Annotated in this window: 16 protein-coding genes and 2 pseudogenes; all 18 read left to right on the forward strand. The window is 37.5% G+C overall.

Annotated elements, in window-relative coordinates; translation table 11 throughout:
- Window positions 1-2: 2 nt before the first annotated feature.
- The 18 genes and pseudogenes from RB604_RS13935 (at window position 3) to RB604_RS14020 (ending at window position 17516) form a co-directional block, all read left to right on the forward strand.
- On the forward strand, window positions 3-1424 hold the full coding sequence (locus RB604_RS13935) for a zinc ribbon domain-containing protein (protein ID WP_021937029.1): 1422 nt from the start codon (window positions 3-5) through the stop codon (window positions 1422-1424).
- A gap of 1 nt (window position 1425) precedes the next feature.
- Window positions 1426-2862 (forward strand): BACON domain-containing protein, encoded by a 1437-nt coding sequence (locus RB604_RS13940; RefSeq protein WP_005932487.1) that lies wholly within the window; start codon window positions 1426-1428, stop codon window positions 2860-2862.
- Window positions 2863-2869: 7 nt separating this feature from the next.
- Entirely contained in the window at window positions 2870-3907 is a 1038-nt protein-coding gene (locus tag RB604_RS13945) for a zinc ribbon domain-containing protein (RefSeq protein WP_055294595.1), read from the forward strand.
- Window positions 3907-4413, forward strand: a complete 507-nt coding sequence (locus RB604_RS13950; RefSeq protein ID WP_007480729.1) for a hypothetical protein — start codon at window positions 3907-3909, stop codon at window positions 4411-4413. Before RB604_RS13945 ends, RB604_RS13950 begins: the two co-directional genes overlap by 1 nt.
- Complete coding sequence (locus RB604_RS13955) at window positions 4403-5833, forward strand: DUF4407 domain-containing protein (RefSeq protein WP_007480730.1); 1431 nt, start codon at window positions 4403-4405, stop codon at window positions 5831-5833. Before RB604_RS13950 ends, RB604_RS13955 begins: the two co-directional genes overlap by 11 nt.
- A gap of 543 nt (window positions 5834-6376) precedes the next feature.
- Window positions 6377-7189: a M48 family metallopeptidase gene (locus RB604_RS13960; RefSeq protein WP_005932475.1), complete on the forward strand. Its 813-nt coding sequence runs from the start codon at window positions 6377-6379 to the stop codon at window positions 7187-7189.
- A 17-nt stretch (window positions 7190-7206) separates the two neighbouring features.
- Window positions 7207-7386, forward strand: a complete 180-nt coding sequence (locus tag RB604_RS13965; protein ID WP_005932473.1) for a hypothetical protein — start codon at window positions 7207-7209, stop codon at window positions 7384-7386.
- Between the two features lie 11 nt (window positions 7387-7397).
- Complete coding sequence (locus tag RB604_RS13970) at window positions 7398-8627, forward strand: radical SAM protein (RefSeq protein ID WP_005932471.1); 1230 nt, start codon at window positions 7398-7400, stop codon at window positions 8625-8627.
- A complete protein-coding gene (locus tag RB604_RS13975) occupies window positions 8624-9127 on the forward strand; it encodes a GNAT family N-acetyltransferase (RefSeq protein WP_055294597.1) in 504 nt (167 codons plus the stop codon). Before RB604_RS13970 ends, RB604_RS13975 begins: the two co-directional genes overlap by 4 nt.
- Before the next feature lie 43 nt (window positions 9128-9170).
- On the forward strand, window positions 9171-9599 hold the full coding sequence (locus RB604_RS13980; RefSeq protein WP_005932465.1) for a hypothetical protein: 429 nt from the start codon (window positions 9171-9173) through the stop codon (window positions 9597-9599).
- 221 nt (window positions 9600-9820) lie between these two features.
- Window positions 9821-10114 (forward strand): hypothetical protein, encoded by a 294-nt coding sequence (locus RB604_RS13985; RefSeq protein WP_005932463.1) that lies wholly within the window; start codon window positions 9821-9823, stop codon window positions 10112-10114.
- Window positions 10115-10174: 60 nt separating this feature from the next.
- Window positions 10175-10522, forward strand: coding sequence for a YkvA family protein (locus RB604_RS13990; RefSeq protein WP_005932460.1), 348 nt, complete (start codon window positions 10175-10177; stop codon window positions 10520-10522).
- Window positions 10523-10808: 286 nt separating this feature from the next.
- The gene (locus tag RB604_RS13995; RefSeq protein WP_055294599.1) at window positions 10809-11537 is read left to right on the forward strand and encodes an SIR2 family NAD-dependent protein deacylase; all 729 of its coding nucleotides are present in this window, start codon (window positions 10809-10811) and stop codon (window positions 11535-11537) included.
- A gap of 466 nt (window positions 11538-12003) precedes the next feature.
- Window positions 12004-12504 (forward strand): annotated as a pseudogene (locus tag RB604_RS14000) (mobilization protein); the annotation flags it as partial.
- A 96-nt stretch (window positions 12505-12600) separates the two neighbouring features.
- A pseudogene (locus RB604_RS14005) lies at window positions 12601-13731 on the forward strand (PDDEXK nuclease domain-containing protein).
- A gap of 83 nt (window positions 13732-13814) precedes the next feature.
- Window positions 13815-16127, forward strand: coding sequence for a TonB-dependent receptor (locus tag RB604_RS14010; RefSeq protein WP_055294603.1), 2313 nt, complete (start codon window positions 13815-13817; stop codon window positions 16125-16127).
- 650 nt (window positions 16128-16777) lie between these two features.
- Window positions 16778-17014: a leucine-rich repeat protein gene (locus RB604_RS14015; RefSeq protein ID WP_007480744.1), complete on the forward strand. Its 237-nt coding sequence runs from the start codon at window positions 16778-16780 to the stop codon at window positions 17012-17014.
- A 67-nt stretch (window positions 17015-17081) separates the two neighbouring features.
- Window positions 17082-17516 (forward strand): YkvA family protein, encoded by a 435-nt coding sequence (locus RB604_RS14020; RefSeq protein WP_005932439.1) that lies wholly within the window; start codon window positions 17082-17084, stop codon window positions 17514-17516.
- The last annotated feature ends 3 nt before the right edge of the window (window positions 17517-17519 follow it).

A 17519-nucleotide genomic window follows, 5' to 3' on the forward strand; every position in this document is an offset into this window, starting at 1 on the left:
CTATGGATGAAACTATTAACATACAAGAAGTGTCAAACTCAGTAACAGAAAACATCTCTACCATCAATGATGAGTTGAATCTTATAGTTACATTAACAGGACTATCAATCACAGCAGTTTTCTTTGCATTGTATTTTACAAAGTTAAGGTCAAAACAACTGCTTAACTATGTGCCTAACGTGTGGACATCGTTGGGTATATTAGGAACCTTTATTGCGATTGTGGTCAGCTTGGATAGCAGCGGCACAAGCTCACTGAGTGATGTCGATACTTTAGTGAAAAATATAATACCAGCATTTACCACATCTATAATAGGTATTATTGGTGCGGTAGTTTGTTCTGTCGCTATAAAGATTATCTACGCATATGAGGAAAAGGAAGAGGATGAGTTTTATCGAAGAACAGTAGGCAATGAGAAATCTCCCGAACTGGTTTTGAACGATATAAAAGTATCATTGTTACAGTTGATAAAGGTTTCCCAAAATCAAGAAGCGAATATAAAATCGTTTTTGAACAACTATATACACCAATTAGACGCATTTTATAGTAGGATATATGAATCAAACAAAGAGCAGGTAAAAATATTATCCGATGAGTATGTACATAATGTCACACAGGTGTTAGCAGAAACGAACGAGGAGATAAACAGACGTATAAATACGTTATTGCTCTCTCACTCTGAATCAGTGCAAGCATATTTAAAAACAGAGAAAGAGAAACTTGATGAAGTTGCTAATGATATAAAATCATTTCTGAATAACGTTCCAGAGAGCGTAGATGAGATGAAAATTGAAATGATAGAAGTATTACGGAAAGCAATTATTGAGAAGTATAACCAATTACTGGAGGGTAATGATGCATTTACTAACCAACTTCTTGAAAGAGTTTGTACTTTTGAAAGTAGGTTGGCTGCTGCTACAAGCCAGAATTGCTCAGACACTCTTAATACGACACAATCTGAAATACAAAGAATTATTACTTTACTTGAAAGCAGCCTTAAGTCACAATCCAATTCAATGGAAAGGGTATCAGCAACGTTGAGTGCTGATATAAATAACCTTGTATCGGCAGTCAATAAGTCTATCGGTGACTATGAAGCAATGGTTGAGCAGTTGAATAAGCTTATCCCTGTTTTGCAGGAGCACATTAAACATTCTGAAGACAGTGTGTCTGCTTCAGAACAGAATAGTGAAAAATTGACCGAGGTACTTAAAACATTGGATGAGATTGTTAAAAAGAATCAGCAGCTCCGTTATGAGTTAACTCAATGGAGGCGAGTTCATAAAAAGGTCAAGATTAACGATAAGAATGGCACTAAAGAATGCCCTAATTGCAGTGCGGAAAATCCAATAGATGCCAATTTCTGCCGTAAGTGTAATTATGGCTTCTGGGATTGTGAAACTATTGCATCAAGTTTAAAGTAACATGACATCAAAGGAATGTCCTTCATGTAAAACGTCCAATCCAGAATCTGCAAGTTATTGCAGAAAATGTGGTACACGGTTTCCCGAGCATACCAAGCCCGGGAAAAGTCATATGTGTCATATTGAAAACTTTGCTATAAAGAAACAATCTAATGGAAAGTTCCTTGTTGAATGGAATGCAATAAACGCGGATAAGGTAACTATTAATGGGCGAGATGTAACAGGACAAAATAGGTTTATCGCGACTGTAAAAGATAGCCAAATGATATTATTGCGTGTAGATAATACTACATCATTCGATGTTAAAGAAGTCAATGTTGTATATGATTCTCAAACCATCTACAAGGATAAGGTCGTAGAAAGAACGGTAACATCAGCAACAAATGTAGTTACTATTATTCTCCTTATAGTATTCATAATAATTTCAGCCTTTTCTCTCCATTATGCATATCGATTGGAGGACCGCAACTATAGTGGAGAAAGATTCTTGTCTAATATCTTCGGGTATAAGTCATATCTATTGATAAATGGTTCCAACGAGGGACGAACAGTTAATATTCCAACTCATGGAGCCTCTCTTATGTATGATGTCAAGACAAATGCATCAGAATATGAAGTCTTGGATTTGCCTAAATGGTGCACATTAGAAAAGAATGACTCGTATTTTATAATTAAGGCAACTAAAAATAGACAGAGCAATAGAACTGCAAACATTCGTATCAAAACCAGGAATGACGAGGTGACAATGTGCTTGGATCAAGCAGTATATAAACCTCAACGATTATTGGTTAATGATAAGAAAGTTGTTGATAGCAACCTCAGTGCTTCATCAGGACAAATCACTTATCAAGTAAATACAGATGCGGATAGTTACGAAATTAACTCTTTGTCATCTTGGTTCAGGGTTATTACTCAAGGCACGGAGTCATTTACTATTTCATATGAAGAGAACCCTAAACGAACAGAGCGTACAGATTGGTTTAAGGTCAAATCTGAAGGAATGGAAGTCAAAATCAATCTTATTCAGGTTGCTCAAAAAATCACAGGCCAAATTAAGGATGTAACAGTTGAGCATAATGTATTTAAAAATGGTGTGAAGGGAATGAAAATTCTTGTAGACTTCTCGGTGCAAAACATGAAGGGTATAGATGGTTCTTGTGCCGTATATTTCTACTATGAGAATGGCAATAGGGTCAAAGATACTAATGGAAGTTATGCTACATCAGATAATCAAGCGGCAACTCACAAAACAATAAAACCTAACTATGATAGCAGTTCGTATACAGATGTCGAAATATTCATGCCATATAATGAGTTGGAAGTTGGGACTGGTAAGCACAATTTGAAATTCTATTGTAAAATATGGGAATATTCTACATCATCGGCAATTTCTGTCGCAGAATCTCAATATTATTCCTTTACTCTAACCAATAACTAAAGGCATTATGAGCGAAATGAAAAAATGTCCCGAATGTAATGCCGAAAATCCGATAGCTGCAAACTTTTGTCGCAAATGTCGATACGAGTTTTCAGAGGCGACTAAGAATGGTTTATCTCTTAAGCCTGAGATCAAATATTTTCGGATTAAGGAACTACAATATGTTATAGGTAGTAAAATCTACATTGAGTGGGATGCCGAAAATTATACCAAGATTGAACTGGCTGGCAAAGATGTAACATTGTATAAAGATGTAGAGCTGGTTGTTGAGAAGGCATTAGAACTTTACCTAATTGTATATAACGATTATGATTTGGTAAAACAATCAGTGAAGGTTGTACCATACTCATCTCCAAGCATCCGTCGTTTTTCTTCTTCTCACTCTAATATAAAGGCGGGCAAAACGACAAGACTATCTTGGAGTGTGGATTATGCTAAAAAGATTTTGCTTAAGTCTGATGTCGATGAGATAGATGTATCAATATTTACCGAATTAGAAGTAACTCCTACAAAAGATACAACATATACTCTTATTGTATTTGCAGTTGATGAACAAATATCAATTTCTAAGGAGATAACAATTAGAGTATTAAGAGAGGTTGCTATCAATGATTTCTTGTCAGATATGCCACACACCTTAGAGTCCCAACCCGTGGAGTTAAGATGGAACGTTGCAAATGCAGATAATATAATGCTCTATCCTAATGATATTGATGTTACCCAACAAACTTCCATCAAAGTATTCCCCAATAGGGCCATAACATATCGTTTGGTAGCAAGCAATGCGATATCAATTAAGGAGCAAATGTTAAGCGTTGGAGTACGCTCACTTCCGAAACTTGATGTCAAAGTATCAGACAGTTTATCAAGATTGCAAATTCCAAACTGCGAAATAGATTTAACCCCACTCATAACATCTATTAAAGAGACTGATTTGGATAGATGGATGCTCTCCCCAACGGAACAGGGTATTACAAAAAAGATGTTTGAAAAGGGACTTTGGAATAGATTGAAGAATATTTTATCCCTAAAGATAAAACTATAATGAATAGTGCTGATAAGTATATTACGAATGAGTACAAAGCCTTGTTGCACAATGCAACGGTGATTTTGAGCATCGTTTTATTTGCTATCATAGGTATAAATGCCATTCTTGCGATAATAGCACCTAGTTGGACAATAAGATTATTTGTTTCGATTGGTTTGATAATGAGCGTAGGATCTGTATGGCTGCTTTATACGTCAATTAAACATTTTATTGATTATAGAGACCATCTTGTAATCATAAAATGGATTGGAGCATTTCTATGTCTTTTAATTGGGCTATTGCCTGCAATGCTATATATCTATCTAAATTTAGATTGGACACTCTTATCCAACTACGGTAAGAAAGCAATTGACATTTATTGGTCAATTGAAAATATGATTTTGCCTTTGGCTTTTGGCATATTGGTAAGTCTGATATATTGGACATTAACGATACAATTATATAAGAAAAGTTATACTACATACTTGTGTATAAATAAAAAGGAAGAGATATATGGGAAATAAATTTCAAAGATTTCTGTGGACTGTTGCCGGAGCAGAATTGGATATTCTTGAAAAATGCAGAACAGACCATAAAAAGTTTTCTGCCATTGGTGCGACAATTCTGATGACTGCGTTTATTGCTTTTTGTGCGGGAACATCTGCAGCGTGGTATTTTACACAGAGCGGCGACGAATCTTCCGGAAGTTTAGGCTGGGCAATGCTGTTTGGTTTAATATGGTCTTTGTTGATTTTCTGTATCGACCGGAGTCTTGTCATTACATTAAAGAAAGATCCATCAGCCAAGAAACAGAAGTTCTGGGTACCCCTGCTCTCTCGTTCTGCATTGGCATGCATCATTGCTTTTATGGTATCGATTCCATTAGAGTTGGTTATTTTCGAGGACTTCATCGCAGAACAAAAATTCTTTTTTGATGAAAGTTCGGCTAAGGAACTATCAGAAAGTACACGTGCTCATAGAGAAGAAGGAGTTTTGAGTGGCGAGATTGATTTGTCTACTTCGACGATGAGCAGACTGGATAGCCTAAATATAGGTTTAAGGGGCAATGTCAGTTCATTGAATGCACAGATTCAGGTAGAGCGAAACAAATTGAATAAACCAACAACAAATACGTTTACAACTGCCCAGAACCAGTACAACAATTATAATAATCAGATCAATGCCACACAAAGGAATCTGGCGAATGCAAAGAACGCTATAGACTCTGCTATATATACTAGTGAAATAACTCGTCTAAAAGATTTAAGACGCCCACATTGGCGCACAATGGAAAATGAGAAGAAAGCATGGAATGATAAAATCAATAAAAGGATTAAAGAACTTGAAGGGGAACGCTCTATTGCAGAGGGACAGATTGCTCAAAATACCACGGACTATGTAAGGGAATCTGAACGTTTGGCTCATAATCGGGATACACGTGATTCTTTGGCTACTGAGAGAGGAAAGATTATTCAGGATTTTCGGCAGACATCAAATAAAGGAAATCACTTCATACAGAACTATCGTATTCTCGAATATGCAGTTTGGAAAAGAGATGCGAATGGAAATTTGCCTACTGAGTTATTCTTTTTGTGGATGATTCGCCTGCTGTTTTTTATTATTGAAATTCTTCCTACCGTAGTAAAGATTGTTACACCTGTCGGCTCTTATGATAGAATGATTCAAGCAGAAGAAAAACAGGTGATGGCATACCTTGAATCTGATGAGTATATGGAACGCATTCGTAACATGCATGATATTGAGTTGAAAACACGTGAAGAACAACTTCAAAAACAGCATCAGATAGAACTCGAATTGAAGAGTGATATTCTTGAAAAAGTTAAGAACGCTCAAATTGAGGTTGCTGATGCTACCATTGCCAAATGGAAAGATAGTGAGATGTCAAAGGTGAAACCGATTACACCTGAAACTGAAGAAGTATGAACAAAATAAAAATACCAAGAGCCTCATTCTCGTGGAAACGAGCATTGGGGATAACCAAACTTAAACAGAAAATTAGCCGTCAAACAAGCGTACCTATAACCAAGAATGGTATGGAACGCAAAATTGGCAGAACAATACTTACTATATATGATATTCAAAAAATAAATAGATAATATGCCACACAAATGTAAAAAGTGTTTGCGGGAACTTCGTCCTTGGTCAAAGTTCAAGGATTTGAAATCAAAAGAGGGACTTGGTCTTGCTATTTGCGGTTCGATTATAAATGGTGTTGACCATTTTTGGTCTGGTGAATCGCGCTCTAATAAACAAAAAGCAGATTTTAGGACATTAGATTTGCACTATTGTGAGCATTGTAAGTCTTACTACATTGTGTGTCCGGAATGTGGTACCCTCAATCCTCTTTCAGAAATGCCCAATGAAACACGCACTTTAATCAGTTGTTCACGATGTCGTAAGCGTATATTGTATGCTGAAGGAGACTATTCTATGGGTGGAGGTTGATAATCATAGAAGCACCAGGATATGAAACTTAGAACTACAATAAAAGGATTAGATATTTCGGCCATTCTACATCCTAAGGACAAATCAACATTGGATAAATTGAGAAAAATTCCAGGATTTAAATCAATAGTTGATAAGACGGTCGGTAGCATAATGGAAAAGTATGCTGCAATTGAATATTCTGCGGAAGGTATAAATGTAACAGATAAAAGTTTACCGAATATACATAGACATGTTGTGGAGGCTTGTCGGTTACTTGAGATAAAAAATGTACCGGCCTGTTCAACTGACTGGGATTATGATATTTGCTCATTTTCCGTAGGAGAGCAAAAGCCGAGAATAATATTACAATCAGGAACTGTGGATTTGCTTTCTCCTGAAGAACTGTATTTTATGATTGGACACGAACTCGGACATATAAAATGCGGTCATAAATCATACCATATGTTTACAGAAGCAATGTATATGCCTATAGCGAACTCTGATCTGAATATATGGATGAGTTTAGTAAAAATGCCATTATTAAATTGGTATCGTATCTCTGATTTTTCGGCGGATCGTATAGGTCTATTATGTTGCCAAGACATAAATGTAGCTCTTACTACAATGATAAAAATGGCAGGTCTGCCGAAGAAATGCTATGGCCGGATTCATATAAAGTCTTTTATTCAGCAGGCAATGGATTTCAACAACAATCATTCGGGAATGATGGATAGTATAATTAAATATCTATCCATTAATGCGGCAGCTATGCCGTGGTTAGTTGTCCGAGCAGGAGAATTATGGAATTGGTATAGTTCAGGAGAATATGATAGAATCATCAAACGAGTATAACCACTAAATATTAAGTTATGTACACACAAGTAAATAATCAAGTAAGTTATGGTGGCATTCTTCCTATTCTTAATAATAATGTAATAAAGGAGGATAAGAAGAAAGCAGCTATCCAGGCTATGGGCATGGCTGCCTGTCAGGCAAAGTGTTTAAGATGCGGACATTGCTCGGCAAATAAATGTGGAAGAAGGAGTTAAGATTAATTCATATGCATATTCAGACCATTCGAGGAAACATCTATTCCTATTTGCGTAGAACGAATGAAATAGTAGGAGGAGTTGCGGATGAAAGTGATTATACCTGGCGTTTCAATCCTCTGAATCAGTTCAATACTATGTCTGAAATAGAAATGTTTATTATCGGTATAACAGAACAATGTAATCTCAGATGTACATATTGTTGCTATTCCGGAGACTATGTAAACAATCGTATTCACGGTAGTCATACATTAACAGGTAGAGACATTGATGTTATATATGATTTTATCCAACAGATAGCTGGGAATAGACGTTTACGCATTGCGTTTTATGGAGGTGAGCCGCTGTTGCAATACCAACTTATTCAATATGCAATAATAAGAGGGCGCGAGCGTTGGGGAAACAATGTGGATTTTTCTATCTCAACAAATGGTGTGTTGCTAAATAATGAAAAAATTGAATGGCTTTCAATAAATAGTGTAGAGTTGGCAATCTCAATCGATGGGACTAAAGTTTTTCATAATAAACATCGCGTTGACATCATGGGGAATGGATCATATGAAAGAGTTTATAGTGCATTGAGCCATATAAAAGAGACTTATCCTGAATATATTCCATGTGTGTTATTGCAAATGACATTGGTGGCATTTAGTGACATTATCCAAATTGCACGAGAATGGAATAGCGATGGATTGCTGAAAAGTTTCGTTCTTTCAAATATTCATGGATTATCCCCTAATTTTATCAATGGGGTAAAAACTGTTGACTACGAAGAGACAAAACAACTTTATCTACATATATTAGACGCATATGAGAAACATCAAGATTGGGTTGTTCTTAAAATCTTTTTGGATGAATGCCTCGCTTATTGGAAAGATCGTCCAATTATAGACGCAGGACAATCAGTACCAATGGCAACTTGTATGCCCATCAATTCAAAGATATATATTGACTCTCAAATGCAGATTGGGATATGTGAAAAAGTAGCCGATAAATATCGAATTGGGAATGTCAAGAATGGTATAGATTGGAAACGTGCAAATGAGATTGTAGAGGAATATTATCATAAGCGTGTTGAACGTTGTAAATATTGTCCAGCCATTCGAATGTGCGACATGTGTTTGACAGCAGTTGAATATTCGGATGAACAATGGGATATCTTGTGTCATAATGAACGGGTATATGCACAGATTTTCATGTTTTTATATTGCGAGATGGCAGAAAGAGGCCTGATAAAATGAATGCATATCCTAAAATACAAACGCATAGATGCGTATTGAGTTGTATCAATAATACTGACATTCCAATATTGCGGCAGATATTTGATGACGATGCGACCAAACGTTATCTCAGAGAATTGAATGATCTTGTTTCTTCAGAAGATGGCATAAAACAGTTCTTATATTCTTTTAGTTGTTATGTGACTCGTAATGAAGGCTTTCTTTGGGGGATTTATTTAAATGCTAAACTTGTGGGGTTTATAGCCATAATGGATATACCTGACAAACCGACGTTATTTTATGCTATGCATCCGGCTTACCGTTCACAAGGCATAATGAAAGAGTGCATCTTAGAAGCAGTAAGCTTTATTTTGAAAAATTTGAGTTGTGATTTTATACAGAGTGAAGTCTACAAAGACAACGTTATATCTATTAAGCTTTTGCAATCAGCGAATTTTGAAATTATCGGTTCAGATAAAAATAAAGTATTCTTAAAAAGAATGATACAATCCGGCCAATGATAGATTTCACTCCTTTACATCATCAATAGAAAAAAAACGAAGTATGGGACTTTTTAGATCGACAAAGTTATTCTGTGATGTAGCACCTTATTCGGATACGGTTGCAAATAGTTTAATGTCTTCTTTGCGTTATGATGGATATGAAGTTGATGGGATTAAATTACCTTCAGGAGATTGGGATATTTCAATTAAGAAAGGAAATCTGTTTAAGGCGGTTTTAGGCTTGCAGACGGCTTTGAAAATCAGAATATCACCAGCTGTCCCACATGTATATGTGAAAGCGAGTGTCGGTATATTTGGTCAGCAAGCTATCCCTACGGCATTGACAGTATGTGTATGGTGGCCTTTTGCGATACCACAGCTTTGGGGAATGATACAACAAAACAAATTGGATAAACTGGTTATGGATAAGATTCAAAATGAATTTAATAGATTGGCCAGGTATCCGGTTGTTTCAAGAAATATAGATTAAATGAATTGTTATTACCATCCAACACGACCCGCTGTAGCCCAATGTGTAGATTGTCATAATTTGCACCGATGACATTCGTATGGTTTACATTTGAAGCCATATTTGGGCATTTCTTGATTAAACTTGCAATATCAATATTTTTAGGGTTCTTCATAACCCCGGTATATTTGATGTACTGCCTATATAAGATTGTTAGATTAACAATAAAAAGATAAAATGATATGAGTTGGAATATTTTGACAGATAGACAAAAGTCATTAGACCGTGCTATTGAGCAGTGTGGAGTTAAGTTGGATAACTCTGACGCCTGCTTTCGCAGAGTGATGAATGCTATCGGGGCAAGTGCATCAGAGTCATCGTTTGTGAGGCAGCGTATAGAACTTCGTCTGCGTACTGCTGCTTTACTCAATCAAACAGATGATTTTATCTCCAATACAGAGAAAATGCTTGATCAGTTTGAAAAGGATGATGAGGAGTGGCGCAGAAAAGGTCGTAAACTTGGATTTGATTTCTGAAGATAGAAATCCGAGTGTTCTTTTATCTATATAGTAAACTGAAATTTAAACATTGAATATATGGATATATTAAGCAACGTCTTTGGAAGTCCAGAACAACTCTGGCAATATATTAAACAATACGCTGTCAAGGCTGGAAGAGAGACCACGCGTACTGTTTTGGAATTATATTATGTGGTTAAAGCTCCCACGACACCGGTTGTAGACAAAGTAATTATCATTGGGGCGTTGGCATATCAGCTTTTGCCAAAGGATTTGTTGAGCCGAAACAAGTTCGGAATATTAGGTTTGGCAGATAATGTTGCGACTTTAGCAATTGCCTACAACCGCGTTAAGCATCGTGTGACACCTGAAATTAGAACACAAGTGGAAGATATATTGAATCAATGGTTTACACTTATTCCATAAATCGTAAGATTTATTTTCTTACAGAGATATATTTCGCTCGGATTACTACTCTATAAAAGAAAAGGGTTAGTAATTCGAGCGAAAAGTTTCTGTATAGTAACAATAAATAATATCCATATGAAGAAGGTAAAAGAAGTACGTGGACTGAAATGTCCCAACCACGATTACGTGAGAGACAACCACCATTTTATGTATGAGGAAACTTACCCTGGGGCAAGACCTCTGTCCGGCACAAAATGTATCAGATGTGGCTACACAATGTCGTTGCATAAACCACAGAAATAGTATGTGTAAACTTGTCTTCTATACCGGAGCCGGTATGAGCCGCGAGAGTGGATTACCCACTTTTCGTGGCAAAGGCGGTTTGTGGGATACGCTCAACATCGAGGCTGTAGCCGCACGCAGTTCGTGGTATTGTGGAAGACGAAGTGACTGCAACGAACGGAGGCAGCGGATGCTCGATTTTTTCAATCTCATTCGCAGCTTGATTATGAAGAAAGAGCCTAACGAAGGACATTACATTATTGCAGAGTTGGAAGACGAGTACGAGGTGACAGTGATTACCCAGAATGGCGATGACTTTCACGAACGGGCAGGCTCAACGAATGTAATTCACCTCCACGGTGAAGCGTTGAAGAATGCTTCTACATTACATCCATATGAATCGTATGAGATTGACCATAACAATCCTAATATTCATATTGGTGATAAGGCACCCGATGGTTCACAGTTGCGACCTTATGTAATATTCTTCAACGAAGATATCGAACTACGGCTGTGGAAAGCGTCTGTAGAGGCAACAAAGCAAGCAAATGTTTTTATTGTAGTAGGCTCTACGATGTTGGTCTATCCAGCTGCAGAACTTTTGAAGATGATACCGCCAAAATGTGAATTATACATTATTGACCCTTCTGAGGTCGCATTGCCTGAGGGGTGCAACCGAGAATGTATCCATATCCAAAGCGGAGCAAGCCTCGGATTACAACAATTGAAAGCAACATTAAAACTTAAATAATATGAAAGCTGTAAGACCTATAAAGAGATTTCAGACTTCATTGAGAAGGAGTTTAAGATTCGACCCAAGTTCGCTACTGTTGATGAAAAAAGTTGCGAGGTGAGTTATAAACTCGGAGTCTTTATGTTCTATTATTTAAATAGGAACTTCAAAGAATACATCAAAGACAGCCATACAATCTTTTAATTGGCTGAGGAAGATGGGGATCGAAATAGCATCTGTATACCTTGCGGGAGAAAACGATGAAAGCAATCAAGAAATATTTGAATTAGCAGTGAGCATGACTCGCTAATAGAAAAATAAAATATGAGTCAGCGATAATGTTGTTGAAAGATTTAAGAGCATAAGTGCTCTATTATAAAGAACTTAAAATATTATTGTGGGAGAGTATATTGAATCGATTGAATGGTAAAATATATCTTATGCTGGGCAATCATATGTACAAACCGCATACTTATTTTGAATCATAGCCACGCATGAGGAAACCATTGAGCGGTTGCAATGTAAAATCCAAACCATGCAGAACGACCATCACCGTGAACGGATGGAACTGGAAGCCAAGCACCTGTCGGAACTCAACCGCCGGGAGGCTGCGCATACGGAGGAAACCACGAGGCTCAAAAATCGGATTTCGTGGCAAAACCACATTATCGGCTGTCTCAGTTTCCTGCTGCTCAAAACAAGCGACATCTTCCGCAAGGCAGTACACGGCATTATCCGTCTGGCAAAGGATTATTACAAACCACGCTTTGATGCAGAACAGGTGTCGGACATCAAGAGTGCCCTTAACCTGTTCGGTGACGACAAACAGTCGCACCGTGCAGCCGGAGATTTCTTGTATATCATTGCCAAGCAAAAAGGAAATTTGGATAACCGGGAGCAAATCAAAGCCAGACGAGAAGTCGATAACGTGATGGAAGGGCAGTATGACCGGCAACAGAAGAGAGGCTTTTCGATGAGAAGATAAAAGATAGCCTCACGAAGAAATACACTCAAAATACGGAGAGCTTATTGGTGTATAGTCAAATGAAAAGAGTAACTTTGTAAAAAATATATGTAGAATATGGCTAAAAATACAGACAGGCAAGATATTGAAAACTTTACGGATAGTTTTCGTGGTTATGTGCGGCATTGCTCCGCAAAATCAAGCAAAGGGTATTGGTTGCACAGCAAAGGGCAATCTATGCCGCCAATGAAGAGATGTTGCGGATGTATTGGGACATCGGCGAAATGTTACAACAAAGCCAAGATGCCGACGGTTGAGGCAAAAAGACCTTGCAACGGCTGGCTGTGGACTTGAGGAACGATTATACCGAGATAAAAGGTTTCTCCGTGCGCAATATGCAGTGCATGATACAGTTTTTCAACGAATATAATCAGGAGCTTACGATAGTGAAAGAGACGGATGCTCCAATTATGCAATCAGTGATTGCGCAATTGGAAAAGTATAATTTTACTCTTCCCATCAAACATTTGGGCTGGACCCATAACCTGATACTCTTGCAGCAGGTCAAGGATGTTCGTGTCCGGTATTGGTACATGGTGCAGTGTATCACATCACATTGGAATACACGCTATTTACAAGAAGCCATCAGGCTTGATGATTATGGCAAACATGGGGCTTTGGCAAACAACTTCACGGAGACTTTGCCAATCCCGGAAGCAAACGATGTGAAATCCATGCTCAAAGACCCATATATATTCGACATGTTGACTTTCACCGACCAATATAACGAGCGGTGACGTGGAAATCGGTCTGGTAAAGCATGTGGAAAAATTCCTTGTAGAAATGGGTGCAGGTTTTGCCTTTATGGGACGACAATATCACATCAATGTGTCAGGCGATGATTACTATATTGACATATTGATGTACAATGTTTTCCTGCACAGGTATTTGGTGATTGAACTGAAAGACACGGAGTTCATGCCGGAGTATATCGGCAAGTTGAATTTCTACTGTTCTGCCGTGGATGACATTCTTTGCCGTGAAGGAGACAACCGTACTATCGGGCTATTGCTTTGCAAGAGTAAAGACTGCATTAAGGCTGAATATGCTTTGCGTGATATTCAGAAGCCTATTGGAATCTCCGACTATGAATTAGGACAAGCCTTACCAAGTGATTTCCGTGGTAGTCTGCCGTCCATTGAAGAAATTGAAAAAGAATTAGAGTCTGACAGCAATTTGTCAGTATAATGTCAGACAACTGTCAGTCAGTTTACAGCCCCGTTTCGGGAATTTTTGAGTAGTTTTACAGCCCAAATAAAACGATAAAAATCATGAGAAGAGTAAATGTCATTTTTCTGATGCTATGTTGTTTTTTATGTTCTGTGCCAACATGGAGCCAGCATATTGTTAAAGGAATTGTCAAGGATGCGAAAGCACAACCTATCATCGGCGCAAATGTTATAGTGCGTTCTGTGCAGGATACTCTGAATTACAAAGGAGGTATTACCGATGAAAACGGACAATTCATAATCAAGGAAATGGAGGAAGGGAAATACAATATTGACATATTATTTATCGGTTATGCGGACTACCGACAGGAACTGACATTGAATCAATCCATTGATCTTGGAGAAATAATTTTGGCAGAAGATGCCATGCAATTGGATGAAGTCGTAATCACCACAAGCATGGTCAAAAGGTTTGCTGATAAAAAAGAATATAAACTTACCAACATAGAAAAAGAACAATACAGCAGCGCATTGGCGGCATTGGAACACTTGCCCAAAATACAGGTTATCGACCAGAATGTAAATTCGGTGGACGGAAAAGCTGTCAAGATTCTGATAAACGGCATACCGTCAACACCGACAGACCTTTCCGTTATCTCTCCGGAAAACATCTCTAAAATAGATTATTATACACAACCTCCCATACAATACTCCAACATGGGATTGGGTGCAGTCATCAATGTGGTGACCAAAGAAAGGCACAATGGAGGTGCGGTAGGTATCAACACCCAAAATGCCGTAACCACTGGTTTTGGCAACAATGTTGTCAACTTCAAATATAATTGGGGAAATTCGCAGATTGGTGTAACTTACAATATCAATTACAGGAACTACGACAAACGAGTATTGGATGAAGAAATGGCGTATTCGGTTGGAGGAGCTAATTATGAAAAGACAAAAAACGGACGTAACAGTCCGTATGCATACGAACAGCAGATGGCTGAAATCAGTTTCAACAATTCAAAAATTGACAACTATCTGTTTAGCGCAAAACTATCTTTCAATTCATTAAATCGCAGACGCTCCTCGATACAGGACATCATGTCAAGAATCAATGGCGTGGAAACTATTAAAACTGGCGAAAGTTCAGACAAAGACAAATACATCAATCCGGTTATGGATATGTATTTCAGCAAGTCATTCGGCTCCAAACATGAGCTTATAATGAATCTTGTCGGTACATACTACAAATCCGACTATGACTATGAATACAGAGAATTGCTGGAGGAGAAAACGGATTTTGAAACAGTAACGGTAATAAATACAGACAAGTATTCGGTTATCGGAGAAGCACTGTATAACTATAAAATGAAGAAAGAAAACTTGTATGCAGGAACCAGATATATGTACAACAACAGCATTCAAAACAATTTGCCTTCAAACAACCGGATAACTACTAATGAAATCTACTCCTATTTGGGAATAACTGGAATGATGGGTGAAAAATTCAATTACAGTATAAGTGCAGGTGTAAACAACAACATTTTTACAACCATTGAAAACAAGACCTATAACTTCACCTATTTCCGCCCTCAGGTGAAATTAGGATATTTCATAAACGAAAGTTCAGACCTGATGTTCAATTATGAGGTAAATACAGAAAACCCGTCAGTGTCTTCATTGACTTACAATCCTTACTTCAAAGACCCCAATTATATATTCGCAGGAAATCCCAATTTGACACCGAGCAACAATCACGATTTCTCGCTGTCCTATTTCAAAGGCTTCAAGAAATTTGTAATCAATGCGGAAGTGAGATACTCATATACCAAAGATGCTATCGCTCCGATTTTCCAATCTGATGACACGAGTATCATCGAGACATTCGGCAATCTGGATAATGCACAGAGTATGAAAGCCAGCCTGTTTCTGCAATGGTATCCGTTTTCAAACAATATTCTACGGTTAAGACTGTACTCTGAGGTGTTCCACCAAACAAATAAATTGGGCGATTCAGAGTGGAATCATACGGGCTATTCGATAATACCCTCAGTGTATTTTGCATATAATAAATGGGGATTACAGTTGTTCTATCAGACTCAAAAGAAATCACTTGTCGGACAGACTATGGAAAATATTCCAAGCATGGCATCGGTAGAATTGTCTTATAAACCGATAAAGAATCTGACCATTACTGGAGGTATAAGATACCCGTTCTATGATTCATGGAAACAGGTTACATTCGTATCGGGAACGCCACTTCTACACCGGACAGAAACCGAAAGAATCACTAATAATGCCAATATGGTCTATATCAACCTCGTGTACAACTTTGCATTCGGAAAAAACAAATCCAATGTAAAATTGAAAATGCAAAATAAAGACAGGGATTCAGGGATATTGAACAGATATTGAATATATAGCCACTATTTCCGATGTCGAATATCAAAGTAACCAGTTGTTCTGCTAAATGAATAAAGGTCAAGTGTGGTAAACTGTGTTTGGGGCTGTTTCTTCATCCTCTGGAGAGTAAACAGCCCCAAACTTTTCTCCATTTCTTGGTTTGATATGACCATTCGGCAACGGAGACAAACGACCAACGAAATAGTTAGGTAAAAAGAAAGAATCAACAATGAAGATAATAGTTCTTAATTCGAGAACAGATTATGCACGTACTCCCATTTCTGAGGACTGTTATTTTAACAAAGGCAAGCTCGTAAGCGGCAGACTGCATTCTCTCCAAAATAATAGATTGGGGCTGCACTTCCTCTCGCTTTAATATATTGAGAAATCGGTAATACAATCGAAGATAAGGAATATCGAATAGATTAAACAAAATATAGTACCTTTACAGCGACTTAAACGATAAGCCAAAATTGAAGTGGAATATCAGAAGCAAATTGCATGGGAAAGAGAAGAAACCGCCAATACGAATGCTCTAAATGAGTTAATAATCAATAAAAGTGTTAAACCTTCACCCTTTAGAATGCGCAATTAAAGATTACGACCATATTTCAGATTTATTACTTACAAATTATTGAGTAACAACTGGTTGTAAATACATAGTGTCTAAACTACGTTCTGCCGTATTTCCAAAATCTTTAGAGAAGATAGGCTGCGAGGCTTTCTACCATAATGAATCCATGCGTAGAATAGAGTTTAATTCTATGGTAAGTATTGATGAAGCCGCTTTTGCTGGCCATCCGATTTTCCAAAGTGTAAAGAAACCGAAGGAGTTGGTTATTTCGGAAAATGTATTTGAGCAAAATACATCTTTGGATAAATTCGGTTTTTGGGATTAAATTGACTATAGGAGATAGGTATCCATATAAACAAGACTCTATATAAGAAACTAAAGCAAGAAAGAATATGTTGACGATTATTTGTATTACGATTTTGGCCTATTGGATTATGGGCAAAGAGATTGACTCACTGTTGAAGAAAGTGAAGAACTATGATTGGCGCGGTAAAATTAATGAATTGTATATCAAGATCCGGCCATATGCGCTGAAAGCCGGACGAACAGCAACCCGGCCGCTGTTACAGTTCTATTATGTGATGGTTGATGAAAAAACGACCACATTAGACAGGGTATTGATTTATGCTGCAATCATCTACACCGTATCTCCGGTAAGTTTGATACCAAGTGCCGTATATCGACTATTGGGTGTATTGGATGAAGGTGTCGCCGTTCTCTATGTGTATAAGAAGATAAAGGATAAGATTACACCTGAAATCAATGCCCAGGTTGAAGATACATTAAACGAATGGTTCGGAGTTGAGTATGAATTAATAGAAGGATGACTT

The sequence above is a fragment of the Bacteroides salyersiae genome (genome assembly GCF_031172035.1).
Taxonomy (GTDB): domain Bacteria; phylum Bacteroidota; class Bacteroidia; order Bacteroidales; family Bacteroidaceae; genus Bacteroides; species Bacteroides salyersiae.